Below are 24904 nucleotides of genomic sequence, written 5' to 3'. Positions count from 1 at the left end.
GTGACCTCACCCTCACCCTTCCGGCGGCCCGGAATCAACCGAATTACCGACCGCTGGTCAGGTCCGCGCGACCCGCCGGACGATGCCGAGCAGCGACTCCTGCACCTCGTCGATCGAGCGGTCCGGCGAGAAGACGAGCCAGTCCACCGCCACCACCAGCCCGACGCCGAACAGCGCCGAGCTGGCGGTACGCACGTCCAGGTCGGCCGGGAGGTCGCCGCTGTCCACGCCGGCCTGCACCGTGTCGGCGATCACCGCGATGGCCTCGCCGCGCAGCAGCCGCAGCGTCTGCTGCCACTCCCGGTTGGTCCGCCACATCTCCGAGAGCAGCAGCTGGGCGAAGGCGCGGTAGCGGCGGATGTACTCCAGTTGCGCGCGGACCAGCGCGCCCAGCGCCTCCAGCGGCGGCAGCCCGTCGACGGCGGCCCGGAACTCGGCGGTGAGCAGGCCGATGCCGTGCCGCAGCAGCTCCTCGAACAGGACGGTCTTGGACTCGAAGTTGTAGTAGACGGTCCCCTTCGCCACGCCGGCCCGGGCCGCGATGTCGTCCACCGTAGTGGCCGAGAATCCCTGCTCGGCGATGAGGTCCACCGCCGCCACGAAGAGGCGCTGGCGGGTGTCCTCGCGCCGGCGTGTCCGTCCGTCCGTCACCGGCTCATCCTCACATGGTCAGTTCGGGGTGCAGCTTGGCCGGGGTCAGCCGGCGGGAGCGGCGGGCCGCGCCGACGGTGAGCGCCATGGCGCCCAGCCCGAACGCGAGCAGCACCAGCGCGCCGGTGACCACCGGGGCGGTGGTGCCGCCGTTGATGGTGTGCCGCAGGCCGTCCACCACGTACGTCATCGGCAGCCAGGGGTGGATCGCCTGGAAGAAGCCGGGCGACGTCTGCACCGGGTAGGTGCCGCCGGACGAGGTGAGCTGGAGCATCAGCAGCGCCAGCGCGGCCAGCCGCCCGGCCGGGCCGAGCGCCACGCCGAGCAGTTGCATGATCGCGGTGAACGCCAGCGAGGTGAGCGCGAGCAGCCCGAACGTGGCCGCCCCGTGCCGCGGGTCGAGCCCGAGCGCCAGCGTCACCACCGTGTAGAGCACGGTGACCTGGGCCAGGCCGATGCCCGCGGCCGGGAGCCACCCGGCGAGCACGACCCGCCAGCCGGGCGCGCCGGACATCACGTGCCGCCGGTTGACCGGCCGCAACAGCATGTACGTGATCATCGCGCCGACCCAGAGCGCCAGCGACAGGAAGTACGGGGCGAAGCCCACGCCGTACGAGCCGGCCGGGTTCTGCGAGTCGCGGATCAGGCCGACCGGGTCGCCGAGGACGCCGGCGCGGGTGGTCGCGTCGTCGTACCCGGGTAGTTTCCGCTCCCCGGCGGCGAGCCCGTCGGCGAGGTCGCCGGCGCCGCCCTCCAGCCGGGTCAGCCCGTCGACCAGCCGGTTGCTGCCGCTGCCGAGCTGGGCCAGGCCGCCGTCGAGCTGGCGGGCGCCGGTGGCGAGCCGGTAGAGGCCGCCGCGCAGCTCGGTCGCGCCGGTCGACGCGTCGCCGAGGCCGTCGCGGAGCTTGGCGCTGCCCTGGGCCAGCGTGGCGAGCCCGCCGGCCAGCTCGTTGACCTTGGCGCGGGCGGAGGCGACGTCGTCGGCCAGGTGCGGCGCGGCGGCGGCGACCTCCCGGGCGGTCTTCGCCACGTCGGTCATCTGCTTGCGCAGCGTGGCCATGTCGGTCTCGTCGAGCGCGGCCACCACGGAGCGGGCCTGCGTGACGGCCCGGTCGGCGGCCTTGCGGGCGGCGGCGAAGTCCGGGTCGTCCGCCAGTTCGGGGTGTTCCTTCGCGACCGCGTCGAGCCGGTCACGGATCTCCTCGGCGGTCGCCACCACCTCGGCGGCCTTGCCGGGGAGCGCGTCCAGCCCGGCGGCGAGCTGCTGCGCGCCGTCGGCGACGAGCGTGGCCGCCTTCTCGATCTTGTCGGCGTTGCGGCGCAGCACCGGCTCGTACTTGTCGGCGGCGGCGTTCACCGTCGCCGCCGCGGCCTTGGTCTCGGTGGCGGCGCGCCCGGCGCCGTCGGCGAGCTGGGCGGCGCCGGTACGCAACTGGTCGAGGCCCTTGGCGAGCTTGTCCGCGCCCTGGACGGACTGGTTCAGTCCACCGGTGAGCTGCCCGGCGCCGTCCGAGGCGTCACCGAGCCCGTCGGCGAGCTGATCGGCCCCCCGCTGGGAGCTGCCGAGCCCGTCGGCGATCTTCCCGGCGCCGTCGGCGGCGCGGCCGGTCTCGGCCTTGGCGTCGGTGAAGCCGATCAGCATCCGGTCGAAGTACGTGGCGGCGGTGCTCTGCGCGGCGGCGGCCCGGATCTCGCTGAACGCCGACCGGGCGAGCAGGCCGGAGAGGTAGTTGGTGGCGTCGTCGTTGACGACCTTCAGCTCACCCTGCCGGGCCGGACGGTCCGGTTCCGGGGCGGCGGCGAGCGAGGCGGAGAAGTCCTCCGGAATGGAGAAGACCAGGTGGTAGCGCCCGTCGCGCAGCCCCTTCGCGGCGTCGGCCTGGTCGGTGACGGTCCAGCCGAACACCTTGCGGTCGAGCAGCTTCTCGGTGAGGTCGCGCCCGGCGTGCACCTCGCTGCCGTCGCCGGCGGTGGCCGGGCGGTCGGCGTTGACCAGGGCGACCGGGATCCGGTCCATCTTCCCGTAGGGATCCCAGAACGCGTACAGGTAGAGCGCGCCGTAGAGCAGCGGAACGATGGTGAGCACGGCCAGGGCGGCGCGCGGCAGCCGGCCCCGGGTCATCCGGCGCAGCTCGAACAGGGCAAGTCGCAGGACGCTCATGCGGGCACCTCGGCGGGACGGGCGGGAGCGGGCTCGGCGGGAAGGGCGGGGGCGGGCACTGCCGGGTCGCCGATGCGGTGCACGGTGGCGGCGACGCCGGGTTCGACCGCGCGGGCGCTGGCGACCACCGCGTACCCCTGATCGGCGAGGCGTTCCAGCGCGCCCCACATCCACTCCCGCTCGGGGCGGTCGGCGCCGGCGTCCACGTCGTCGGCGACGATCAGGCTGGGGCCGCCGAGGCTGGCCAGCACCAGGCCGAGCACCTGCCGTTCGACGGGGGTGAGGTCTCTGCCGTACCGGTCGGGGTCGAGTGGCGCGTCGGTGAGGCCGGCGCCGGCGACGGCGGCGGCGTAGGCGTCGCGGCGGTAGGCCCGGCGGGCCCGCACCGCGGCCACCGGCACCAGGCGCCGACGGCGGCGCGGTACCGGGCCGAGCAGCAGCAGCCGTTCGGTGATGTGCTCGGCGACGGTGAGCGTCGGGTCGGGCTCGTGCACGCCGGCCACCTGGCCGAGCGCGGCCGGTCCCCGGCGGCGCAGCTCGCCGTGGCTGTGCGGGAAGCGCCCGGCCAGCGTGAGCAGCAGCGAGGTGCGTCCGCTGCCGGGCGGGCCGGTGACCGCGACCAGCTCACCGCTCGCGGCGGTGAGGTCGACGTCCCGGTAGACCCAGCCGCGGCGGGTCCGCAGCCCCAGGCCGCTGGTCTCGACGATGTTCATCAGACCCCGAATTCCGAACTGACTAGTCAGTATAAAAACATGCCCAGCCTAGCGCCGGGTGTCCGGTTCGGGACCTCCGGCGGGACGTGATCCTCAGAACAGCACTGTGGCGAGCGTGCCGACCGGGCGGAAGCCGCAGCGCTCGTAGACCCGGCGGGCGGGCAGGTTGAAGTCGTTCACGTAGAGGCTCACGGTGGGCGCGACCCGGTCCAGCGCGTCGCGCACCACAGCGGCCATCGCGGCGGTGGCGATGCCCCGGCCCCGCCACTCGGGCGCCACCCAGACGCCCTGCACCTGCGCGGTCCGGCGGGTCACCACCGCCAGCTCCGCCTTGAAGACCACCCGCCCGTCGACGAAACGGGCGTAGGCGCGGCCGGCGCGCACCAGCTCGGTCACCCGGCGCCGGTAGCCGCGCCCGCCGTCCTCGGCCAGCGGCGACACCCCGACCTCCTCGGTGTACATCGCCACCGCGGCCGGGAACAGCCGGTCGACCTCACTGCCGCGCACCCGCCGCACGTCCGGGTCGGGCGCCACGGCGGGCAGCGCGTCAGTCGCCAGCAAGGGCTGGTTCGGGCGTACGTCCCGGGCCGGCCCCCAGTACGCGGAGAGGCGGTCCCAGAGCCCGAGTACGGCGTCGGCGCGGCCCACGATCGAGGAACAGAGCCGCTCCTGCCCGCTCAACTGCTCGGCGAACGCGGTCACCGCCGGCTCGGACGCGAGCACCGGCGTCAGGTTGCCACCCAGCCAGCAGATCGACTCCAGGTTGCGGCGGGAGCCGTAGCCGAGGATCCGCGCCTCGGCCCGCCACCAGGCCAGCCCGCGCGCCGCCACCCGCTCGGCGACCTGCGCGCCGGCGTACGGGTCGAGGTCGAGCAGCCGCTCGACCGCGCGGCGCTCCGACTCCCCGAGTTGGCGTACCGGCATCGTGAGCACGGTTACCAGCCTGCCAGATCCGCGCCGGGGCGCGCGGGCCGACCGGGCACCCCGGACCGCTCCGGTGAGCGGCGGCTCAGCCGACCGTCACGGGTGCCGGTTCGGGCACGGGCGGCCGGGTCCGGGCGGCCCACCGCACCACCGGCGGCACGAGTGCGCCGAGCAGCAGGAACACCCCGCCGAGCACCAGCCAGCCGGGCACGCCCCAGCCGATCGCGAGCGTGGTCACCACCACCGGGGCGACCATCGAGCCGAGCTGCATGCCCATCCCGTACGCCCCCTGATACTGGCCGTGCGCGTGCGCCGGGGCCAGCCCGAACGAGATGCCCCAGCCGGCCGCCGCGTGCCACAACTCCCCCACCACGTGCACCAGCGCGCCGGCCAGCAGCAGCGGCACCGCCACCGCGACCGGTACGCCGCCACCGGCGGCGAACAGCGCGCAGGCGCCGGCGAGCAGGACGCCGGCCCGGCGGGCGGCCCGGCCCGCGCCGGTCAGGTCCTCGGTGCCCCGCGAGGCGCGGACCTGGAACAGGATCACCACCACCGTGTTGACGAGCAGGCAGACGGAGATCAGCCAGTTCGGCGCGGTGGTGTGCCCGGCGATCCAGAGCGGCAGGGCGATGTTGATCAGCGAGAAGTGCATGGACATCAGCCCGTCCAGCACGGTGAAGGCGAGGAACGGGCGGTCCCGCAGCGCGATCAGCCGCGGTCCGTGCGCCGGGGCGGGCACCGGCGGGACCGGCGGGAGCCGCAGCAGCACCGCCGCCGCCAGCACGTAGGTCGCGGCGTCGAGCAGGATCAGCGTGACGTACGCGCCGCGGGTGTCGGCGGCGAGCGCGAACCCGGCCAGCACGGTGCCCACCGAGATGCCGACGTTGGTGACCGCGCGCAGGTAGGCGCGGGTGCGGACCCGCTGGTCGGGTGGGACGGCGCCGGCGATCAGCGCGCCCCGGGCGCCCCGGGTGCCCGCGTCGGCGAGCGCCATCAGCACGCCGACGGCCAGGAAGCCGGGGAACGAGCGCACCGCTACCAGCGCGGCGGTGCACCCGGCCGAGGCGAGCAGCGCGGCCATCTGGAGCCCGCGCGGGCCGAGGCGGTCGGCCAGGTAGCCCATCGGCGTGCTCGCCACCAGGCTGACCAGCGCGGTGAGGGTGAGCGCCACGCCGACCTCGGCCACCGTGAGCCCGACCGAGCGGGTGAGGAAGAGCGCGCTGGCGGTGAGCCAGGTGCCCCGCCCGACGGTGTTGACGAGCGTGGAGAGGGCGAGGGTCCGGGACGGGCCCGGTTCGGGAAGCAGGCGCACGCCGGCAGCCTAACAGTACGAACGTACGGTTTGCAGCCGAGTTCCATCCGCGTCTTGTCGGCGATGCATTGCCGATATATCGTTGATGCATCAGTGATACGACGACAGAAGGAGAGCCCTGATGGGTTTCCACCGACGCATGCACGCCATGCACGACGAGATGCGCCGCCGGGGCGGCTTCGGCTTCCCGCCCGTACCCCCCGGCCCGCCGCCCTTCCCGCCCGGACCGCACGGCCACGGGCGGGGCCGCGGCGGGCGCGGACGAGGCCGGCGGCCCAACGTGCGCGGCGCCGTGCTGGCCCTGCTCACCGAACGTCCGATGCACGGCTACGAGATGATCCAGGAGATCGACTCCCGCACCGGCGGGGCCTGGCGGCCCAGCCCCGGCTCGATCTACCCGACGCTGCAACTGCTGGAGGACGAGGGCGTCATCGCGACCGCCGCCGACTCCGAGGGCGGGCGCAAACGGTTCGCGCTCACCGAACAGGGCCAGGCCGAGGCGACCGCCGCTGCGCAGACCCCGCCCTGGGCGGAGTTCGCCGAGCAGACGGTAAACAGCTGGCACGACATCCGCGACGCCGGCGCGCAGGCCATGCAGGCGCTGCGGCAGGTGATGACCACCGGCACCGACGACCAGCGCGCCCGCGCCGCGCAGGTGCTCGACGAGACACGGCGCAAGCTCTACGCCATCCTCGCCGAGTCCGAGTGAGCGCCGCCGCCGCGACGGCACGCCGGCCGGACCACGACCGGCGTGCCGTCAGGCCCGGCGCGCGGCGACGAGCAGGTACTCCCAGCGCATCACGCCGCCGTCCAGGTGCCGGGCGGCCAGGTCGGTCAGCGCGTGGTCGAGCCCGGCCGTACGCTCCGGATCGCCCGCGTTCGCGCGGTAGACCGCCACAGTCGGTCCGTAGTGGGTCGCGAAGAAGTCCCGGAACTGTTCCGGCGTGGCGAACCTGTCCACCACCACGGCGTCGCGCCCCAGCGTGAGCGCGTCGACCCGGTCGCCGAACAACTCCCGGACGTGGTTCTCGTCGCCCCAGAGCGGGGGCGGCTGCGCGCCCGGCGGCGGTGGCGGCGCGAACGGCCGCATGGCCGCGAACAACTGGCCCACGAAGCCCTCCGGGGTCCAGTTGACCAGGCCGATCGTCCCGCCCGGCCGGCACACCCGCAGCAACTCGTCGGCGGCGACCCGGTGCCGGGGCGCGAACATCACGCCCACACAGGACAGCACCGCGTCGAACGCGCCGTCGGCGTACGGCAGCGCCTCCGCGTCCGCCTCCTCCCAGATCAGCCTCACGCCCTCCCGCTCGGCTGCCGCCCGCCCGATCGCCAGCAACTCCGGGGTGAGGTCCCCGGCCACCACCTGCGCGCCGGTCCGGGCCGCCGGCAGAGCCGCGTTGCCGGTCCCGGCCGCCACGTCCAGCACCCGCATGCCCGGGCCCACTCCGGCGGCCCGGACCAGCGTCGCCCCCAACTGCGGGATCACCTGCGCGGCCACTGCGGAGTAGTCGCCCAGCGCCCACATCGCGCGGTGCCGGGCCTTCACCGCCGCGTCCTGTTCCCGTTCCTCGATCATCTGTCGCTCCTCAGCTGTCGTCCCTGCACAGGACGCTAGGCAGCGGACGACACGGCCCCCAGTACGAGATCTGTACCGCTCCCGACAGGCGCCTGGCCGGGCCGCCGGGCCGGGCGTAGCGTGCCCGCCATGGGGGCCTCCTACCACCAGTTCTGCCCCGTGGCGAAGGCCATGGAACTGCTCGACGAGCGGTGGACGCTGCTCGTGGTCCGGGAGCTGGTCAGCGGCTCGGAACGCTTCAACGAGCTGCGCCGGGGCCTGCCCCGGATGTCGCCCACGCTGCTGTCGCGCCGGCTGCACCAGCTCGTCCGCGCCGGGGTGGTGGAACGGCGGGTCGACGGCGCCGACGTGCGCTACGTCCCGACCGCCGCCGGGCGGGAGCTGCGGCCCGTGCTGGAGGCGCTCGGCGCCTGGGGCGTGCGCTGGATCGGCGAGCTGGGCGACGCCGACCTGGACCCGAAGCTGCTGCTGTGGGACATGCACCGGCACGTCGACCACGACGCGGTCCCGCCGGGGCGTACCGTCGTGCGGTTCCGCTTCCGGGACGTGCCGGCGGCGCAGCGCGACTGGTGGCTGGTGATCGCCGCGGGCGAAGCCGACGTCTGCGACATCGACCCCGGGCACGACGTGACGGTGACCGTCACCGCGGACCTGCGTGCCCTGGTCCAGGTCTGGATGGGCGACCTGGGGTGGGCGGCGGCGCTGCGCGGCGGCGCGGTGGAGGTGAGCGGGCCGGAGGCGCTGCGGCGTGCCGCGCCCGGCTGGTTCACTCTCTCCCCGTTCGCCGCCGTGCCCCGGCCCTGAGACGGCGCGTGCGGCCGGCCCCGACGGGGACGGCCGCACGGCGACGCGAAAAGCAGATCAGTGCACGGTGACGGTGGCGCCGCCCGGCACCAGGTCGCGCAGCTCCTCGGGGATCTCGGCGCCCATCTCGTCGGCGATCCGCAGCGCCTCCTCGATCAGCGTCTCCACGATCTGCGCCTCGGGCACCGTCTTGACGACCTTGCCCTTGACGAAGATCTGGCCCTTGCCGTTGCCGGAGGCCACACCCAGGTCTGCCTCGCGGGCCTCACCCGGACCGTTCACCACGCAGCCCATGACCGCGACGCGCAGCGGCACCGGCAGGCCCTCCAGACCGGCGGTGACCTCCTCGGCCAGCTTGTAGACGTCGACCTGCGCCCGCCCGCAGGACGGGCAGGAGACGATCTCCAGGCCGCGCTCGCGCAGGCCCAGCGACTCCAGGATCGCGGCGCCGACCTTGATCTCCTCGACCGGCGGGGCGGACAGCGAGACCCGGATGGTGTCGCCGATCCCCTCGGCCAGCAGCGCGCCGAACGCCACCGCCGACTTGATCGTGCCCTGGAACGCCGGACCGGCCTCGGTGACGCCGAGGTGCAGCGGGTAGTCGCACTTCTCGGCCAGCAGCCGGTACGCCCGGATCATCACCACCGGGTCGTTGTGCTTGACCGAGATCTTGATGTCCCGGAAGCCGTGCTCCTCGAACAGCGAGCACTCCCACAGCGCCGACTCGACCAGCGCCTCGGCGGTGGCCTTGCCGTACTTGGCCAGCAGGCGCTTGTCGAGCGAGCCCGCGTTGACGCCGATCCGGATCGGCACACCCGCGTCGCCGGCGGCCCGCGCGATCTCCTTGACCTTGTCGTCGAACTGCCGGATGTTGCCGGGGTTCACCCGCACCGCGGCGCAGCCGGCGTCGATCGCCGCGAAGACGTACTTCGGCTGGAAGTGGATGTCGGCGATCACCGGGATCTGCGACTTCTTGGCGATCGCGGGCAGCGCCTCCACGTCGTCCTGCGACGGCACGGCGACCCGGACGATCTGGCAGCCGGACGCGGTCAGCTCGGCGATCTGCTGGAGCGTGGCGTTGACGTCGGCGGTGAGGGTGGTGGTCATGGACTGCACCGAGACCGGCGCGCCGCCGCCGACCGGCACCGAACCGACCATGATCTGGCGGCTGGCCCGGCGCGGGGCCAGCGGCGGCGGCGGTACGGGGGGCATACCGAGACTGACAGCGGTCACTTCAGGCACTCACCTTGAGAAGAGCGTGATGGGGTTGATGACATCGGCGGTGACTGTCAGCAGCGTGAACGCGCCACCGATCAGGATCACCGCGTACGTGAACGGCATGAGTTTGAGGTAGTCGACCCGGCCGGGATCCCGGCGGCCGATGCGCGCGTACAGCCAGGAGCGCGCCCGTTCGAACCAGGCGATGGCGATGTGCCCGCCGTCCAGCGGGAGCAACGGCAGCAGGTTGAACACGCCGATGAAGAAGTTCAGCGACACGAAGAGCATGAAGAACACCAGCCAGGCGTTGTTCTCCACGGCCTCGCCGCCGAGCCGGGTGGCGCCGACCACGCTGATCGGGGTGTCCATGTCGCGCTCGCTGCCGGTGATCGCGCTCCACAGGGCGGGCACCTTCTGCGGGATGCGCTGCATGGCGTGCGCGGTCTGCACCGCCATGGTGCCGGTGAAGTCGGCGGTGGCGCCGAACGCGGCGATCGGGCCGTACTCGACCCGCGGCGGGGTGCTCGGCCGCAGGGCCACGCCGAGCGCGGAGACCGACGAGGTGGCGCCCTTCGGGTCGTCCAGCGGCGGGCGCTGCACCGCGGCCAGGTCGACCCGGGCCTCCTGCGACCGGCCGTCGCGCTCGAAGGTGACGGTGGCCGCGCCGGGCGGGGTGGCCCGGACCACGTCGAGCATGTCGCCCCAGGTGGAGACCGGCCGGCCGTTCACCGCGGTGATCCGGTCGCCGTCCTTGAGCTGGGCCTTCTCGGCCGGGCTGGCCGGGTCGTCGGCCTGGCAGGCGCGGGCCGCGTTCTCCACCACGACGCAGGGGGCCAGCGCGATCACGGCCGGCTCCGCCTTGAAGCCGTCCTCGGTGGAGGGGAACTTCGGGTTCGGCAGGCCGGCGGTGATCGCGATGATCCAGAGCGCGATCAGGGCCAGTGCGAAATGGGTGATCGAGCCGGCGGACATCACGATCGTCCGCTTCCAGACCGGGTAGCGCCACATCGCGCGCTTCTCGTCCCCGGGCTCGACGTCGTCGTCCTGCGGCGTCATGCCGACGATCTTGCAGAAGCCGCCGAGCGGAATGCCCTTGATGCCGTACTCGGTCTCGCCCCGCTTGAACGACCACAGCGTCGGGCCGAAGCCGACGAAGTAGCGGGTGACCTTCATCCCGAACGCCTTGGCGGTCAGCATGTGCCCCGCCTCGTGCAGGCTCACCGAGATGAGAATCGCCAGGGCGAACAGCACCACCCCGAGCAGATAGCTCATCGAGCTCCTTCCACCGACCCGACGATGATCTCCTGGGCGTGCGCCCGTGCCCACGACTCGGCGGCGAGCACGTCCTCGACGGTACCTGGTTCGTCGAAATCGGGTGCGTCCTCCAGCACCCGCTGGAGGGTGTCGACGATCCCGAGGAACGGCAGCCGGCCCGCGACGAACGCGGCCACGCACTCCTCGTTCGCCGCGTTGTAGATCGCCGGGCGGCAGCGCCCGGCCTCACCCGCCGCCTTGGCCAGCGCGACCGCCGGGAACGCCGCGTCGTCCAGCGGGAAGAACTCCCAGGTGTGGGCAGTGGTCCAGTCGACCGCGGCGGCCGCCTCGGGCACCCGGTCCGGCCAGCCGATGCCCAGCGCGATGGGCAGCCGCATGTCCGGCGGGCTGGCCTGGGCGAGCGTGGACCCGTCGGTGAACTCGACCATCGAGTGGATCACCGACTGCGGGTGGACCATCACCTCGATGTCGGCGTACGGCACGTCGAACAGCTCGTGCGCCTCGATCACCTCCAGCGCCTTGTTGACCATCGTGGCAGAGTTGATCGTGACGACCGGGCCCATGTTCCAGGTCGGGTGCGCCAGCGCCTGCTCCGGCGTGACGGCGGTCAGCTCGTCGCGCCGCCGCCCCCGGAACGGGCCGCCGCTGGCGGTGACCACCAGCCGCCGCACCTCACCCCGGGCGCCGCCGCGCAGGCACTGCGCCAGCGCGGAGTGCTCGGAATCGACCGGGACGATCTGCCCCGGTCGCGAGACGGCGGCCTTGACCAGCGGGCCGCCGGCGACGAGGGACTCCTTGTTGGCCAGGGCGAGGGTACGCCCGGCATGCAGCGCGGCCAGCGTCGGCGGCAGGCCCAGCGAGCCGACCACCCCGTTGAGCACCACGTCGCACGGCCACTGCGCCAGCTCGGTCATCGCGTCCGGCCCGGCCACGATCTTGGGCAGCTTGAAGTCGCCGGTGGCCCACCCGCGCTTGCTCGCCTCGGCGTAGAACGCGAGCTGAAGGTCCTGCGCGGCGGATGCGCGGGCCACGCCGACCACCTCCACGCCCAGCTCCAGCGCCTGCGCGGCGAGCAACTCCACGTTGCCGCCACCCGCGCCGAGGGCCACCACCCGGAAGCGGTCCGGGTTGCGCTTGACGATGTCGATGGCCTGGGTGCCGATCGAGCCGGTCGAACCGAGCAGCACGAGATCTCGGGGAGTGGTCACCGGACCATTGTTCCCCAGCGCCTCACCCCGGTTCGTCCCGGAGTGCCCGGCGGCATGATCGACTCCACTTCGCCGAGGTGGTGGCATCCCAGGCGCCGCGATGCCACCACTTCGGCGAACTGGTGTCGATCACGCCTCGATCGCCTCCTCGACGCTACGGGGACGCGATCGTCCCGTCTGGCGCGGTGAGGTGCTCCAGGTGCGCCAACGGCAGGTGCGAGGGCTGCCACTCCAGGAACAGCGCGGTGGCGTCGTCGTCGAGCTGGTCCTGCTGGTAGGCGAGGACGGCGCGCACCAGCCGGCGCATCGTCTCGGGGCTGGGCAGCCGCTCGTTGAGGGCACGCTCGACGAAGTCGACGAGCCGGTCCAGCCCGAACCGTTCCCCGTCGTCGCCCCGGGCGTCGGTGATGCCGTCGGTGTACGCGAGGATGCGGTCGCCCGGGTGCAGCGCCTCCTCGTGCGCCCGCGGGCGCCGCATCGACAGGTTGCCCAGCCCGAGCGGCAGCGCGGTCGGTCCGGGCAGTGCCCGGACGGCCTTGCCGTCCCGCAGCAGCATGGCGCCGGGGTGGCCGGCGTTTATGGTCCGCAGCACGCCGGTCCGCCGGTCGAGTTCGGCGAGCAGCGCGGTCGCGAACAGGCCGGGGTGTTCGGAGCGGACCCACCTGTCAATGCTGATCGCCGTGTCGACCAGGTCGAGACCGGTACGCCGGGCGTTGCGGTACGCGCTGACCACGAGCGAGGCCATCGCGCTCGCCTTGATCCCGTGCCCGCAGGTGTCGAAGAGCCCGACGCTGAGCACGTCACCGTTGAGCGCGTAGTCGAAGATGTCCCCGCCGACGTCGTAACACGGTTCGAGGATGGCGGTGATCACCAGCTCGTCCGTTGCGAAGGTCAGCGGCGGCAGCAGCCCCCACACGGTCTCGGCGGCGACCTGCATCGGCAGGCGGCGGCGAATCCGTTCCACGACGTCGCCGTAGAGCCGGCGGTTCACCAGGACCTGAGCGACGGCGACCGCCACCTCCCAGGCCGGCCGGTCCAGCGCGGGGTCGCCGGCGCGCGACGACACGATCTCCAGTGCCCCCAGCCGTTCGCAGCCGAGCAGCAGGGGCACCCAGAGCCGGTCCGGGCGGTCGGGAGCGCGCTGCACCTGGAGGCAGGTGAACGCCCGGCCGGCCAGCGTCGTCTCGATCGTGAGTTCGTCCCGAGGCGCGCCCGCGCCGACCAGGGGTACGAGCGAGGACTGCGTGTAGTCGGCCAGGTAGATCACGATGTCGGTGGCCCCGATGGCGGGCGCGACCCGGTTCACCAGGAGCGACAGGTCGTCCGGGCCGCCCCGGGCGGCGTGGAGGTGCAGCCAACGCGCTGCGTCGCCACCGTCGACCATCAGTGCCTCCCCCGTATCCCCACCACCGTAGGAGGCCGAGGGCGAACTGCCAACGGCACGGCTCAGGCCGGACGTTCCAGGACGAACGTTTCAACCTCGGCACCGCCGTACCAGTCGGTGCGCACGCCCACGTGCGTCATGCCGAGGCGCCGGGCCACCGCCATCGACGGGTCGTTCCCGGCCATCACCACCGCGTACACCCTCGGGGTGCCGGTGGCGAACTCGCGCTCCAGCACCGCGCGGGCCGCCTCGGTGGCGTAGCCGTTGCCCTGGGCGTCGGGGTGCAGGTGCCAGCCGACCTCGATGTCGTCGGTCAGGGTGACGCCGTCGCGTCCCGGCAGCGGCTTGAGCAGGATGCTCCCGGCCACCGGCCCGCCGGCGCGCGGCTCGATCGCCCACAGGCCCCAGCGGCCGCCGTACGGCGCCCAGCGTTCGTGCCAGGACCGGACCCGCTCGCGCGCCTCGGACGGGTCGGTCATCCGGCCCTTGCCGCCGCCCAGCCAGCGCATCACCTCGTCCCGGGAGTAGATGTCGTAGATCCGGGCCAGGTCGTCCGGGGACTCGGTCCAGTCCCGGAGCACCAGCCGGTCGGTCGTGGCGATCGTCATGCCGCCGGATCGTAATGCGTGGCGCGGGGCCGTACGGGGAACGAGAGGGCGATGGGCGACGGGTGGGATCGGGCGAAGCGGATCACGGCTGCGGCGTTCCGGCCGGTCCGCGGCCGGGATCTCTCCCTGCACGCCGCCGCGATCACGTTCTACGGCGCGATCGCCGTGGTGCCGGTGGCGCTGCTGGCGATCTGGCTGACCGGGCTGCTCGCCGGGGCGGACCGGGTGCGGCGGCTGACCGGGTACGCGATCGAGACGCTGCCCACCGAGATCGGCGCGCACCGGGCGGCGGCCGCGCTGGTCGAGGCCGGGCTGGGGCTGACTCCGCTGCTGGCGCTGGCCTCGCTGCTGCCGGCCTCGCTGTACGGCGAAGGGCTGCGCCGCGCGTTCGTCTCGGTGGCCGAGCCGCGCGCCGAGTCCGGTGCGCTGGTCGGTTGGCGGGGCCGGCTGCTGCTGCTCCCGCTGCTGGCGCCGGCCCCGGCGCTGCTGCTGTCGATCCTGCTGGGGCTGCCGCTGACCACCCGGCTGGTACGCCAGGGCGGCTGGATCGGCGCGCTCGGCGTCGTGCTGTCGTTCCTGGCGGTGTGGCTGGTGCTCACGCCGGTGCTGATCTGGGTGTTCCGGGTGGTCGGCCCGGCCTCCCCGGACTGGCTCGCCACCGTCGTCCTGGGCTCGTTCACGGCGGCGAACCTGTCCGGTTTCCTGCACGGTTTCGTGCTGTTCTGCTCGCTGCCGCTGGACCTGGGTGTGCCGTTCGGCGGGTTCGACGAGATCGGCGGCGGCGTGGCGGTGCTGCTGTGGCTGTACCTGTTCCACGTGATCGTGCTGTCCGGCTATTCCGCGACGCTGGCGGCGAGCCGGTGGCGGGCCGCCCGGGAGGCGGCCCGCGCCTGACGGGCGGCGTCAGCGCCGGAACGGGCCGCGCACCTCGTACGTGATGCCGCCGGTGCCGGCCCGGGCGCCGCTGGTGCCGCGTTGAGACGAGAAGTAGAGGCGGCTGCCGTCCGGCGAGAACGCCGGCCCGGTGATCTCCGACTCGGACTGCCCGAGCAGCCGCACGAACGGGGTCACCACACCGGCGGGCGTGATCACGTTGATCTCCATGTTGCCGCCGTCCTCGGCCACGTAGAGGTCGCCGCCGGCGGTGCCGGTGATGTTGTCGACGCCGGTCAGCGGCGCGGCGCCGGCCGGCACCAGCGAGTCGTCGTACGCGAGGTCGAGCCGCTGGTTCACCGCGTCGTACGCCCACACCCGGTTGTCGCCCTTGGTGGTGAACCAGCAGGTGTCGTCGGCGTACCAGCAGCCCTCGCCGCCGTCGAACGTCTGCGCGGCGCCCACCTGGTGGCGGGTGGGCACCGGGAACCCGTCCCGGTCCGGCAGGTCCCGCCAGGTCACCGGGCCGGTGACCTGGCCGTCCGGGGCGCAGAGCACCTGCACCCGGCCGGTGCGCAGGTCGCCCCAGGTGTCCGGCACGAACCGGTAGAAGCAGCCGTCCGACTCGTCCTCGGTCAGGTAGACCACCCGCCGCCGCGGGTCGCAGGCCGCCGCCTCGTGCTTGAAGCGGCCCATCCGGGTCCGCTCCTCGCCGGCCCGGCCGCCCTCCGGCCAGGTCTCGAAGACCCGGCCCAGCGGCACCTCCTCGCAGGACAGCCACGTCCCCCACGGGGTCGGCCCACCGGCGCAGTTGACGTTCGTGCCGCCGAGGATCCGGTACGCGGCGGCGATCGCGCCGTCGGCGGCGAACCGTACCGCCGACGCGCCGCCGACGAGCGGCACCTCCGAGTTGGAGACGTAGATCCAGCCGTCGCCGGACGGGAAGCAGGCGCCGCCGTCCGGCGCCGGGTGCCAGGTGTACGAGGTGCCGGCGACCCGCTGCCCGGAACGCGCGATCACCCTGCTGGTGAAGCCGGCCGGCAACTGGAGACCGTTGACGTCGGCGGACAGCAGGTCGCCGTACGGGCCGGGGCCGGGCTGGGCGGGCTGGGCCGGTGCGGCCGCGGCGGCCCAGAGACCACCGGCGAAAGCGGCGGCGCCGCCGACGGCTGTGGCACGCAGGACGGTACGACGATCCATCGGGGGTTACCTCCCGGAGGCGGTGGGTGTCCCGTCGACGGTAGGACGGAAATGCATCGACAACTGCCACTATAAGGTGAACGCCCGGTGGCGGCCGTCCGGCGTCAGAGGCCCTCGACGTACCGCTTCGCGTCGGCGAGCGACATGTGCGTGTGCTCGCGTACCACCTTGATCGCCTGGATCTTCTCGCCCCGGTGCAGCAGCCGCGCGGCCTCGGCCCGCACCGCGTCGTCGACGCCCTTTCCGGGCACCGGAGGGCCGGGCGACCAGGACCCGCCGGCCGCCAGCGCGTCCACCGCCTGCTTCGCCTCCAGCAGCGACAGGCCGGTCTGCTCACGCAGCACCTTGACCGCCTCGACCCGGCGCCCCGCGTGGATCAGGCGGAGCACCTCGGCCTGCCCGCCGCCGGCCGGGCGATCCGGGGCGACCAGGTCCCGGGGGCGGTCGCGCCGCAGCACGAGCAGGAGCAGGAACACCACCACGACGAGCGCCACCGCGAGCGCGATCTGGACAGCCGGAGACATGCCGGGAACGGTAGCGCCCCGCTGCGAACCCTCCCGCCCGTGCCCGGCCGCCGCTAGGGTCGCGGCATGAGCGAACGCACCGGGAGCGACGCGAGTGAGCTGCCGTCCCGCGCCGACGTCGTGGTGGTCGGCGCCGGGCACAACGGCCTGGTCTCGGCGATCCTGCTGGCCCGCGCCGGCCTGGACGTGCTGGTGCTGGAGGCGTCCGGGGTGATCGGCGGCGCGACCCGCACCGAGAACCCGTTCCCGAAGGTGCCGGGGCTGCGTCACTCCACCGGGTCGTACCTGCTCGGGCTGATGCCCCCGGAGCTGCTGGCCACGCTCGACGTGACCATCCCGGTACTGCGCCGCGACCCGCACTACTTCCTGCCCACGCCGGGCGGGCTCGGCTCGCCGTACCTGCTGGCGGGCAGCGACGTGGCGGCGAGCCGGCGGCAGCTCGCGGAGATGTTCTCCCCCGCCGACGTGGCAGCCGACGACGCGCTGCACGCCGAGCTGGCCCAGCTGCGGGAGGATCTCGCCCCGGCGTGGCTGGCCGAGCCGCTGCCGGTCGAGGAGACCGCCGAGCGCTACGTGCGGCCCGCGCTGCGGCAGGTCTTCGTCGACCTGGTACGCGGCTCGGTCGCCGACCACCTGGCCCGCTTCGACTTCCGCTCCGAGCTGCTGGTCAGCATGTACGCGGTCACCGACGGCCTGTCCGGGCTCAACGCCGGCCCGGACGATCCCGGCACCGGGCACAACTTCCTGGTGCACAACATGTGCCGGCTGCCCGGCGCGGACGGCACCTGGATGATCACCCGGGGCGGCATGGGCACGGTGTCGCGCACGTTCGCCGAGGCCGCCGTGCGCGCGGGCGCGCGGATCGTGGCCGACGCGCCGGTCACCGCCATCCGGCTGACCGGGGGCGCCGCCGCCGGAGTGACACTCGCCGACGGGCGGGAGGTGGACGCCCCGGTGGTGCTCGGCGGCTGTGACCCGTACCGGCTGATGGAGCTGCTGCCCGACGGCGCGCTCCCGGCGGAGCTGAGCACGCGGATGGCGGCGGTCCGCCGCCCCGGCACCACGCTCAAGCTCAACCTGGCGCTGACCGGGCTGCCCCGCTTCTCCTGCCTGCCGGAGGACGCGCCGAGCCCGTTCGGGTCGACCATCCACCTGCTGCCCGGCTCGGCCTCGCTCATCGGCGACGGCGGCGAGTCGCCGATGGCGGCGCTGCGCGGCATGTGGGCGGACGTGCGGGCCGGGCGGCTGCCGGACGAGCCGACGATCGAGTGGTACCTGCACACCACAGTCGACCCGTCGCTGTCCGACGAGGCGGGGCACCACTCGTCGGCGCTGTTCGTCCAGTCGGTCCCCTACGAGCTGGCCGGCACCACCTGGGACGCGGCGCTGCCCGGCTACGTGGAGCGGCTGCTCGCGATCTGCGAACGGTACGCCCCGGGCGCCGGTGACCTGGTCGCGGACGCGGTGCCGCTGCCGCCGCCCGGCATCGAGGCGCACTTCGGCATCACCGGCGGGCACATCCACCACGTCGACAACACGGTGTCGTTCACCGACCGGATGCCGTACGCGACGGGTGTGGACGGCGTGTACGCGGGCAGCGCCGGCTGCCACCCGGCGGGCAGCGTGATCGGCGCGGCCGGCCACAACGCGGCCCGCCGCATCCTCGCCGACATGTAAGGAAGGGCCCCTTATTAACGCCTCCGGTAGAGGAAGGGCCCCTTCTTAACAACCGCTCACGGCGTGTCGGGCGCCTCCTGGCCGGCGGGCGGGAGATCGCCCGGACCGCGCACCAGGTAGACGCCGACCAGCAGCAGGTACGCCAGCAGGCTCAGCAGCGGGTCGATGAACACGATGGCGAACGCGACGAGGTAGAGCAGCGGGCCGAGCCGGAACCGGCGGGCCACCGCGCTCGCCAGCCTCGGGTCCAGATCCGCGTGCAGCAGCCCGCGGCGGCGCGCCCACCACCAGCTCAGGTTGAAGAAGAGCGCCTCGCCGAGCACCACGCCCACGTACAGCGCGGCGGTCAGCCGCTGGTCGCGCACGGTGCCGCGCAGGTTGTCCGCGAGCAGGTCGGCGGTGAACGGGATCGCCGCCACGAACATCAGCAGCAGCAGGTTCAGCACCAGCAGCATCTGGTCGACCCGGCGGACGTAGCGCCACATGTTGTGGTGGGTCAGCCAGACCTGGCCGACGATGGCGAAGGTGATCACGTACGCCAGGTAGGCCCGCCACTCCTGCACGAGCACCGCGGCCAGCCCGTCGTCCTGCGGCAGGTCCGGGTCGAACGCCAGCAGCTCGACGGCCATCAGCGTGAGCACGATGGCGATCACCGCGTCGCTGAACGCCTCCACCCGCGAGGCGTCCCGCGCCATCTCGCTGCCGCGCCCGAACCGGTACACCGGTTCCCTGTCCGCACCCGTCACGCCGCCCCCTCACGACCGATGGTCGCGTGCCGGGGGCGGCGTGCGGGGCGAAACCGTCAGACGGCCGGCGTCGAGGTCTCCGCGTCCGCGCGGTGCGCCCGGATCTTGTGCCCGACGCTGGTCAGGCAGCGGCCGCTGGCCAGGTCGAACTTCCAGCCGTGCAGCTGGCAGGTCAGCTGGTCGCCGTCGACGATGCCGAACCGGCTCAGGTCCGCCTTCAGGTGCGGGCAGCGCCGCTGCACCACCCAGCCGTCGAGCGTGATGTCCTCGGCGTCGACGGCCCGCTCGTGCTCGTCGTACCAGCCCTCGGCGTACTGGAGGCGCTCCTCGGAGAGGCACTTGAAGAAGGCGTAGACGAACTCGTTGTACTGGCCGATGCGGGCCGCCGAGAAGCGGCACGACAGGAACAGCGAGTTGACCCAGTCGACCTCGCCGATGTGCAGCAGGTGCTCGATGAGCGCCCGCTCGGTACGGAAGCGGTAGCGGACCTTCTCGTCCGCGTACGGCCGGACCTCCTTGCCCGGGAAGTCCACCACGATGGATTCGACCTCGGAGCCGTCGTAGCCGACCAGGTCGAAGCGGACCGGCCCGCCGACGCCCTTGGCCAGGTAGATCGACTCGTCCAGCAGCGGCTCGATCCGGCGCTTCATCTCACCGAGCACGTCGACCTCGGGGTGCCGCCAGGACGCCTTCTCGGCCTCGATGACGCCGCGCTTGCGCTCCCGCATCTCCTCCAGGTGGGCGACCTTGTTCGCGAAGAACTCCTCCACCGGCACCGGGTGCGTGGTGGTCGCGCCCTCGGTGGTGATCTCCGAGACGCTGCCCGGCAGCAGCACGATGCCGTTGGTGCCGCCGACCTTGGCGTACTCGGACAGGAACACCGACTGGTCGGGGAAGATGTTGCCCTCGTCGCCGAAGATGTCGTTGAACTGCCACAGCTCGTCGTCGAGGAAGCACGGCGGGCCGGCGATCGGGAAGACGTGGTCGGCCTTCAGGTCGTCGATGTAGCGCCACGTGCGGTCGAACTGCCGGTCCCGCTTCTGCTTGCCGAACGCGGTCTTCGCCGCCTGCGGCAGCTCGTAGACCATCGGGTACCAGATCGCGCCGGAGAACTGCAGCATGTGCGCGTGCACGTGGCCCAGCTCGGCGAAGACGCTCAGGTCGGTCGGGCGGGCGTCGTTCTGGTTGAGCAGCCGGACGCCGTCGTACTCGACCCAGAGCGAGGAGTCGCCGATCGGGCCGTCGGTCGGGCTGGTCAGCGCCTGGATCATGATCTTCAGGCCGCCGGGCAGCTCCACGACCTGCTCGTTCGGGGCCTTGAGGAACTTGGTGAAGCCCAGCTCCCGGAACTCGTCCTCCATCTCCGAGGTGGGGAACTCGGGAAGCAGGACGGTGGCGTCCTCGGACACGAAGTCGCGCAGGTGCTTGGCGTCGAAGTGGTCCCGGTGCAGGTGCGAAACGTACAGGTAGTCGACCTGGCCGAGGGTCTCCCAGTCGAGCAGGGAATTGTCCGGGAAGGGGAACCACGAGGCGAAGTAGGCGGGATTGACCCACGGGTCGCACAGGATGCTGCCCGCGGCCGTGTCGATCCGCATGCTGGCATGGCCCGTACCGGTCACTCGCACCGCAGTCCCCCTCAAAAAGGCATCAGGTGTACGTCAAGACGCTACCGGAGGCAGTGTGCTCGCCGTCCCGCGACGCCGGTAGTGCCCAACCGCCCCGACCCGGACGGGACCTACGGCCCGGGTCATGCGACAACCACGCTGTCGCCCGCCCGGGTCATCAAGCGCACCGGAGGCCGGACCCTGCGCCGGGGCCGGTTGAGGGCGTGCCAGACTGATCGGAGATCCGATCGCGAGGGAAGGACCGACAGTGGCAGGAGACGAGCCGGTAACCGCGCCAGATCAGCACAAGCCCGGGCACCGCAAGTCCGGACGGATCGGCGCGTTGCTGTCGGCGCTGGTCTTGGTTCTGATGGCGCTCTGCGGGATCGAGGAGGGCCGGGTGGAGCACATCTGGCTGTTCGGGATCGCCGGGCTGCTGGTCGCCATCGTCATCGGCGACGCCGTGCTGCGCCGCAACGGCCTGCGGTCCTGACGAGCGGCGCAAACGGTACGCGGAAGGGCCCACCCCTCGCGGGGTGGGCCCTTCGTCGTCGGGTGCGGGTCAGCGGCCGAGCAGGATGTCCTGCACGTCCTTGAGCGCGGCGTCGACCTCGGCCTCGAAGTAGCCGCCGGGCACCAGCCCGAAACGCAGCGTGTCGAGGTCCTTCGGGTTCACCGGCATCGGGTTGCGGCCCTGCATGCCGCCGAGCAGCGTGTCGAAGAACCGGTCGACCTGGTCCGGGTCGTACCCGCTGCCGAACCGGCGGACCTGGAAGCTGCGCCGGATCTGGTCGACCCGGTAGAGGTCGCTGCCGGGCGGGCCGGCCATCGGCGGGCCCACCATCGGCGGACCGGCGACCGGCGGGGTCACCAGCGGCGGGCCGGTCATCGAAGGGCCGGGGCCGTAACCCTGGTCCGGCGGCCCGTAACCGGGCTCCGGCGCGCCGTAGCCCTGCTGCGGCAGCGCGGGCGGGCCACCCGGGCCACGACCACGCAGCTCACGCTCGGGCATGCGGATCTCGGCGGTCATGTCGGCACGCCCGCGCCGGCCGGCCTCGAAGCCGTCGAAGCGCTCCTCCTGGCCGTACCCGCCGGGGCCGCTGTCCTGGCCGTACCCGCCGGGGACGCTGTCCTGGCCGTACCCGCCGCTGTCCTGGCCGTAGCCGCCCGGACCGGTGTCCTGGCCGTACCCGCCGGGGCCGCTGTCCTGGCCGTAGCCGCCGGGGCCGGGCGGCAGGCCACGCGGCGGCGGGCCGCCGTGCCCGATCGGCGCGCCCGGGCCCATCGGGCCGGGGCCGCCCGGGCCACGCGGGCCGTCGTAGCCACCGCGCGGACCGTCGTACCCGCCGGCGAACGCGCCGGTCGGCTCGTCGTAGCGGCTGCCGTAGCGGTCGGCGGGCGGGCCGGGCTGGGCCGGCATCTGCCGGGGCGGCATCGGCGGCTGCGGCACCGGCGACATGCCCCTGTCGTCGCGCATCGGCGGGCCGAGCCGGTCGGGAATCCGGGGGTCGCCACCGCGCCCGGCGGGGGCGCCACCGCGCTCCTCCAGCTCGGCGAGCTGCCGCTCGACCCGGTCGAGGTGCAGGTCCACCTGCCACTCGTCGTAGCCGTTGAAGCGGACCCGGAAGACGACGTCGTGGACCTCCTGGGAGGCCACGGGCGCGCCGACCGGCTGACCGGCGAGTGTCGCCTCGACCCGGTCCAGGAAGGCGTCGACCTCGTCGACCTTGTATCCCCGGCGGAGCGCCTTACGCCGGAAACGCTGACCCTGACTCGCCACTATGTCTCCTGGTCTCGTACCGCTACGCCGTTGCCGCGCGTGAGTCGCCGTCCGTGTCCCCGGCGGCGGCGAGCTGGCCACACGCCCCGTCGATCTCGCGTCCCCGGGTGTCCCGCACGGTGGTCGACACCCCGGCGTCGCGCAACCGCCGGACGAACTCCCGCTCGACCGGCTTCGGGCTGGCGTCCCAGCGGCTGCCCGGAGTCGGGTTGAGCGGGATCAGGTTCACGTGGGCCAGCTTGCCGGCCAACAGCCGCCCGAGCAGATCTGCTCTCCACGGCTGGTCGTTCACGTCCTTGATCATCGCGTATTCGATGGACACGCGACGCCCCGTCGTGGCCGCGTAGTCCCACGCCGCGTCCAGCACCTCGGACACCTTCCAGCGCTGGTTGACCGGGACGAGTTCGTCGCGCAGCTCATCATCGGGGGCATGCAGCGACAACGCAAGGGTCACGGAGAGGTCTTCGCTGGCCAGTCGCCGGATCGCCGGGACCAGCCCGACCGTGGAGACGGTGATGTGCCGCTGCGACAGGCCCAGGCCCTCCGGCGCCGGAGCGACCAGCCGGCGGATCGCCGCCACCACCCGCGAGTAGTTGGCCAGCGGCTCGCCCATGCCCATGAACACCACGTGCGACAGCCGCGGCGGCGAGCCGGACACCGCGCCGGAGGCGGCCACCCCGGCCAGGTAGACCGCCTGGTCGACGATCTCGGCGGTGGACAGGTTGCGGGTCAGCCCGGCCTGGCCGGTCGCGCAGAACGGGCAGGCCATGCCGCAGCCGGCCTGGCTGGAGATGCAGACGGTCACCCGGTCCGGGTAGCCCATCAGCACGCTCTCCACGAGCGAGCCGTCGTGCAGCCGCCAGAGCGCCTTACGGGTCGCGCCGTCGTCGCAGGCCAGCTCGCGTACCGGGGTGAGCAGGGTGGGCAGCAGCTCACCCGCCAGCCGCTCCCGGGTCGCCGCCGGCAGGTCGGTCATCCGCTCCGGGTCGCGCACCAGGCGGCCGAAGTAGTGGTTGGAGACCTGCTTGGCGCGGAACGCCGGCTCGCCCAGCTCGGTGACGAGCGCCTGCCGGCCGGACAGGTCCAGGTCGGCGAGGTGGTGCGGAGGCATCGAGGGTCGGCGGCCGCGGGCGTCGGGGTCTACGGAGATCAGCGGGAGACTCGTCATGGCGCGTCCAGTCTGACACGCTCCCGCCCGGACGCACCCGTCCGTACGTGTCGAATCGCCCCCGGCCGCCCGGCCCGCCGCGGGTCTCCGCCGTGACGCATACCTCAGCTCACCACCGGGACGAACACGGCGAGCAGAAGGTAGGCCACCGGCACCGCGAACAGGATCGAGTCGAGCCGGTCCATCAGACCGCCGTGCCCGGGCAGCAGGTTGCTCATGTCCTTGACGCCGAGATCCCGCTTGATCATCGACTCGGCGAGGTCGCCGAGCACCGCGGAGACCGAGATCGCCATCCCGAACAGCGCGCCCCACCAGGGCGCCACGTCGAACAACACCCACAGCAGCACCGCGCTGCCCGCCGCCGCGGCGGTCACCGAGCCGGCGAAGCCCTCCCAGGACTTCTTCGGGCTGATCGTGGGCGCCATCGGATGCTTGCCGAACGACACGCCGGCCGCGTACCCGCCGGTGTCGGAGAGCACCACCGCGACGAGCGTCACCAGCACCCGCAGGTGCCCGTCACCCGGCGCCGCCGCGAGCATGGCCGCGAACCCGGCGAGGAACGGCACGTACACCGCGATCAGGGTGGCCGCGGTGAGGTCGCGCTGGTAGTTGCCCGGCCCGTCGCCCAGCCGCCAGATCATCGTGCCGAGCACCGTGACCAGCAGGCCGAGGCAGAGCGCGTCCGGGCCGGCGAACCAGGCCAGGCCCACCGTGATCACGCCACCGGCGACCAGCGGCGCCAGCGGCGGGTGGGCGCCGCTGCGGCGTACCGCGCGGGCCATCTCCCAGATGCCGATCCCGACCGCGGCCGCCAGCACGGCCAGGAACGCCGGCATGAAGAAGAACAGCGGCACCACCACCGCGGCGCCGAGGGCCACCCCGACGCCGATCGCGGCCGGCAGGTTGCGCCCCGCCCGGGACGTCGTCGGCGTGGTGGTCGGCGGACGCTCGGCGCTCGCCCGCCGTCGCCCCCGACCCCGGCGACCGGGCGGCGGCTCGGGCTCGGGCTCGTCGCGTACCGCCGGGATCTGGTCGGTGGGCTCGTCGCGCACCGGCGCGATCTGCGCGGTCGGGTACTCGTCGTCGCGGGCCGGCTCACCCCACGGGCCGCGGCGCTCCGGCCCGTCGGGCCGGCCGCGGTCGCCGGCCGGCGGTCCGTCGTACCGGCCCGGTCCGTCGTGGCGCCGACCGCTGTTCGGGTACGGCCCGGCGTACGTGTCCGGGGCGGCGTACGTGTCCGGGGCGGCGCCGGGGCGGGCGTAGCCGCCCGGCTCGGTCGGGTGGGTGGGCGCCGCCGGAGCGGGCCGCCAGGGGCCCGGCTCCAGATCGGTGTCCGGCCAGGGCAGAGCGGGGGCCGGACGGTCCCAGCCACGCGGCTCGGTGCTGCCGTAGGGGTCGGGGTGGGACATCACGCACCGGCAGCCGGTACGAGAGCCACCACATGACGCAAGACCAAAACCATCCCCTACCGGCGTGAGACTTCTGTTGACCGACCGAC

At 73.5% G+C, this 24904-nt stretch carries 23 protein-coding genes; 5 read left to right on the top strand and 18 right to left on the bottom strand.

What is annotated here, in order from left to right:
* Positions 1-57: 57 nt before the first annotated feature.
* The 5 genes from A4R25_RS14745 to A4R25_RS14725 form a co-directional block, all read right to left on the bottom strand.
* Positions 58-651, bottom strand: a complete 594-nt coding sequence (locus tag A4R25_RS14745) for a TetR/AcrR family transcriptional regulator (RefSeq protein WP_030504220.1) — start codon at positions 649-651, stop codon at positions 58-60.
* Positions 652-661: 10 nt separating this feature from the next.
* Positions 662-2812 (bottom strand): YhgE/Pip family protein, encoded by a 2151-nt coding sequence (locus A4R25_RS14740; RefSeq protein ID WP_064447065.1) that lies wholly within the window; start codon positions 2810-2812, stop codon positions 662-664.
* Complete coding sequence (locus A4R25_RS14735) at positions 2809-3525, bottom strand: ATP-binding cassette domain-containing protein (RefSeq protein ID WP_043325859.1); 717 nt, start codon at positions 3523-3525, stop codon at positions 2809-2811. The genes A4R25_RS14740 and A4R25_RS14735 overlap by 4 nt, the downstream gene beginning before the upstream one ends.
* Before the next feature lie 93 nt (positions 3526-3618).
* Positions 3619-4458, bottom strand: a complete 840-nt coding sequence (locus tag A4R25_RS14730) for a DUF4081 domain-containing GNAT family N-acetyltransferase (RefSeq protein ID WP_043325861.1) — start codon at positions 4456-4458, stop codon at positions 3619-3621.
* Positions 4459-4534: 76 nt separating this feature from the next.
* On the bottom strand, positions 4535-5761 hold the full coding sequence (locus tag A4R25_RS14725; RefSeq protein ID WP_064447064.1) for an MFS transporter: 1227 nt from the start codon (positions 5759-5761) through the stop codon (positions 4535-4537).
* 121 nt (positions 5762-5882) lie between these two features.
* On the opposite strand from A4R25_RS14725, the gene A4R25_RS14720 reads away from it, so the two are divergent.
* Complete coding sequence (locus tag A4R25_RS14720; RefSeq protein WP_030504225.1) at positions 5883-6470, top strand: PadR family transcriptional regulator; 588 nt, start codon at positions 5883-5885, stop codon at positions 6468-6470.
* A gap of 48 nt (positions 6471-6518) precedes the next feature.
* Here A4R25_RS14720 and A4R25_RS14715 read toward each other — a convergent pair whose 3' ends face one another.
* A complete protein-coding gene (locus A4R25_RS14715; protein ID WP_064447063.1) occupies positions 6519-7337 on the bottom strand; it encodes a class I SAM-dependent methyltransferase in 819 nt (272 codons plus the stop codon).
* A 129-nt stretch (positions 7338-7466) separates the two neighbouring features.
* On the opposite strand from A4R25_RS14715, the gene A4R25_RS14710 reads away from it, so the two are divergent.
* A complete protein-coding gene (locus A4R25_RS14710; RefSeq protein WP_043325864.1) occupies positions 7467-8141 on the top strand; it encodes a helix-turn-helix domain-containing protein in 675 nt (224 codons plus the stop codon).
* Positions 8142-8198: 57 nt separating this feature from the next.
* On the opposite strand, the gene ispG is transcribed toward A4R25_RS14710, so the two are convergent.
* From ispG to A4R25_RS14685, 5 genes are all read right to left on the bottom strand, one after another.
* The gene (ispG, locus tag A4R25_RS14705) at positions 8199-9374 is read right to left on the bottom strand and encodes a flavodoxin-dependent (E)-4-hydroxy-3-methylbut-2-enyl-diphosphate synthase (RefSeq protein WP_030504228.1); all 1176 of its coding nucleotides are present in this window, start codon (positions 9372-9374) and stop codon (positions 8199-8201) included.
* A 9-nt stretch (positions 9375-9383) separates the two neighbouring features.
* The gene (locus A4R25_RS14700; RefSeq protein ID WP_030504229.1) at positions 9384-10631 is read right to left on the bottom strand and encodes an RIP metalloprotease; all 1248 of its coding nucleotides are present in this window, start codon (positions 10629-10631) and stop codon (positions 9384-9386) included.
* Positions 10628-11842 carry a 1-deoxy-D-xylulose-5-phosphate reductoisomerase gene (dxr, locus tag A4R25_RS14695; RefSeq protein WP_064447062.1) on the bottom strand — a complete coding sequence of 405 codons (1215 nt, stop codon included), beginning with the start codon at positions 11840-11842 and terminating at the stop codon, positions 10628-10630. The genes A4R25_RS14700 and dxr overlap by 4 nt, the downstream gene beginning before the upstream one ends.
* Before the next feature lie 154 nt (positions 11843-11996).
* On the bottom strand, positions 11997-13226 hold the full coding sequence (locus tag A4R25_RS14690) for a PP2C family protein-serine/threonine phosphatase (protein ID WP_051611199.1): 1230 nt from the start codon (positions 13224-13226) through the stop codon (positions 11997-11999).
* Between the two features lie 62 nt (positions 13227-13288).
* Positions 13289-13834 (bottom strand): GNAT family N-acetyltransferase, encoded by a 546-nt coding sequence (locus tag A4R25_RS14685; protein WP_043325869.1) that lies wholly within the window; start codon positions 13832-13834, stop codon positions 13289-13291.
* Between the two features lie 51 nt (positions 13835-13885).
* On the opposite strand from A4R25_RS14685, the gene A4R25_RS14680 reads away from it, so the two are divergent.
* On the top strand, positions 13886-14728 hold the full coding sequence (locus A4R25_RS14680) for a YhjD/YihY/BrkB family envelope integrity protein (RefSeq protein WP_043325870.1): 843 nt from the start codon (positions 13886-13888) through the stop codon (positions 14726-14728).
* Between the two features lie 9 nt (positions 14729-14737).
* Here A4R25_RS14680 and A4R25_RS14675 read toward each other — a convergent pair whose 3' ends face one another.
* Together A4R25_RS14675 and A4R25_RS14670 are read right to left on the bottom strand one after the other, a co-directional pair.
* Positions 14738-15907, bottom strand: a complete 1170-nt coding sequence (locus A4R25_RS14675; protein WP_064447061.1) for an alkaline phosphatase PhoX — start codon at positions 15905-15907, stop codon at positions 14738-14740.
* 104 nt (positions 15908-16011) lie between these two features.
* A complete protein-coding gene (locus A4R25_RS14670; RefSeq protein ID WP_064447060.1) occupies positions 16012-16431 on the bottom strand; it encodes a hypothetical protein in 420 nt (139 codons plus the stop codon).
* A gap of 66 nt (positions 16432-16497) precedes the next feature.
* Here A4R25_RS14670 and A4R25_RS14665 point away from each other — a divergent pair, with 66 nt between their 5' ends.
* Positions 16498-18108, top strand: coding sequence for an NAD(P)/FAD-dependent oxidoreductase (locus A4R25_RS14665; protein ID WP_064447059.1), 1611 nt, complete (start codon positions 16498-16500; stop codon positions 18106-18108).
* A 56-nt stretch (positions 18109-18164) separates the two neighbouring features.
* Here the strand turns inward: A4R25_RS14665 and A4R25_RS14660 are convergent, their stop codons facing one another.
* Positions 18165-18803, bottom strand: a complete 639-nt coding sequence (locus tag A4R25_RS14660) for a TMEM175 family protein (RefSeq protein WP_051611534.1) — start codon at positions 18801-18803, stop codon at positions 18165-18167.
* A gap of 107 nt (positions 18804-18910) precedes the next feature.
* A complete protein-coding gene (locus A4R25_RS14655; RefSeq protein ID WP_064447058.1) occupies positions 18911-20479 on the bottom strand; it encodes a Rieske 2Fe-2S domain-containing protein in 1569 nt (522 codons plus the stop codon).
* Between the two features lie 247 nt (positions 20480-20726).
* On the opposite strand from A4R25_RS14655, the gene A4R25_RS30640 reads away from it, so the two are divergent.
* Positions 20727-20951, top strand: a complete 225-nt coding sequence (locus A4R25_RS30640) for a hypothetical protein (RefSeq protein ID WP_082931019.1) — start codon at positions 20727-20729, stop codon at positions 20949-20951.
* A gap of 69 nt (positions 20952-21020) precedes the next feature.
* On the opposite strand, the gene A4R25_RS14650 is transcribed toward A4R25_RS30640, so the two are convergent.
* The 3 genes from A4R25_RS14650 to A4R25_RS14640 form a co-directional block, all read right to left on the bottom strand.
* Positions 21021-22238, bottom strand: coding sequence for a DivIVA domain-containing protein (locus tag A4R25_RS14650; protein WP_064447057.1), 1218 nt, complete (start codon positions 22236-22238; stop codon positions 21021-21023).
* A gap of 22 nt (positions 22239-22260) precedes the next feature.
* Positions 22261-23406 (bottom strand): 23S rRNA (adenine(2503)-C(2))-methyltransferase RlmN, encoded by a 1146-nt coding sequence (gene rlmN, locus A4R25_RS14645; protein ID WP_064447056.1) that lies wholly within the window; start codon positions 23404-23406, stop codon positions 22261-22263.
* Between the two features lie 104 nt (positions 23407-23510).
* Positions 23511-24815 (bottom strand): phosphatidate cytidylyltransferase, encoded by a 1305-nt coding sequence (locus A4R25_RS14640; protein WP_064447055.1) that lies wholly within the window; start codon positions 24813-24815, stop codon positions 23511-23513.
* Positions 24816-24904: the final 89 nt, after the last annotated feature.

Origin of the sequence: Micromonospora sp. NBRC 110037, assembly GCF_001652995.1 — a bacterium.
Taxonomy (GTDB): domain Bacteria; phylum Actinomycetota; class Actinomycetes; order Mycobacteriales; family Micromonosporaceae; genus Micromonospora; species Micromonospora chalcea.
The sequence above is the reverse complement of the archived record's forward strand: the minus strand, read 5'-3'. Positions and strand labels throughout refer to the sequence as shown.

Coding starts and splice junctions, on each gene's coding strand:
- A4R25_RS14740 (WP_064447065.1), bottom strand. CDS start 2,812: ATGAGCGTCCTGCGACTTGCCCTGTTCGAGCTGCGCCGGATGACCCGG.
- A4R25_RS14735 (WP_043325859.1), bottom strand. CDS start 3,525: ATGAACATCGTCGAGACCAGCGGCCTGGGGCTGCGGACCCGCCGCGGC.
- A4R25_RS14720 (WP_030504225.1), top strand. CDS start 5,883: ATGGGTTTCCACCGACGCATGCACGCCATGCACGACGAGATGCGCCGC.
- A4R25_RS14715 (WP_064447063.1), bottom strand. CDS start 7,337: ATGATCGAGGAACGGGAACAGGACGCGGCGGTGAAGGCCCGGCACCGC.
- A4R25_RS14710 (WP_043325864.1), top strand. CDS start 7,467: ATGGGGGCCTCCTACCACCAGTTCTGCCCCGTGGCGAAGGCCATGGAA.
- A4R25_RS14700 (WP_030504229.1), bottom strand. CDS start 10,631: ATGAGCTATCTGCTCGGGGTGGTGCTGTTCGCCCTGGCGATTCTCATC.
- A4R25_RS14690 (WP_051611199.1), bottom strand. CDS start 13,226: ATGGTCGACGGTGGCGACGCAGCGCGTTGGCTGCACCTCCACGCCGCC.
- A4R25_RS14685 (WP_043325869.1), bottom strand. CDS start 13,834: ATGACGATCGCCACGACCGACCGGCTGGTGCTCCGGGACTGGACCGAG.
- A4R25_RS14680 (WP_043325870.1), top strand. CDS start 13,886: ATGGGCGACGGGTGGGATCGGGCGAAGCGGATCACGGCTGCGGCGTTC.
- A4R25_RS14675 (WP_064447061.1), bottom strand. CDS start 15,907: ATGGATCGTCGTACCGTCCTGCGTGCCACAGCCGTCGGCGGCGCCGCC.
- A4R25_RS14670 (WP_064447060.1), bottom strand. CDS start 16,431: ATGTCTCCGGCTGTCCAGATCGCGCTCGCGGTGGCGCTCGTCGTGGTG.
- A4R25_RS14665 (WP_064447059.1), top strand. CDS start 16,498: ATGAGCGAACGCACCGGGAGCGACGCGAGTGAGCTGCCGTCCCGCGCC.
- A4R25_RS14660 (WP_051611534.1), bottom strand. CDS start 18,803: ATGGCGCGGGACGCCTCGCGGGTGGAGGCGTTCAGCGACGCGGTGATC.
- rlmN (WP_064447056.1), bottom strand. CDS start 23,406: ATGACGAGTCTCCCGCTGATCTCCGTAGACCCCGACGCCCGCGGCCGC.
- A4R25_RS14640 (WP_064447055.1), bottom strand. CDS start 24,815: ATGTCCCACCCCGACCCCTACGGCAGCACCGAGCCGCGTGGCTGGGAC.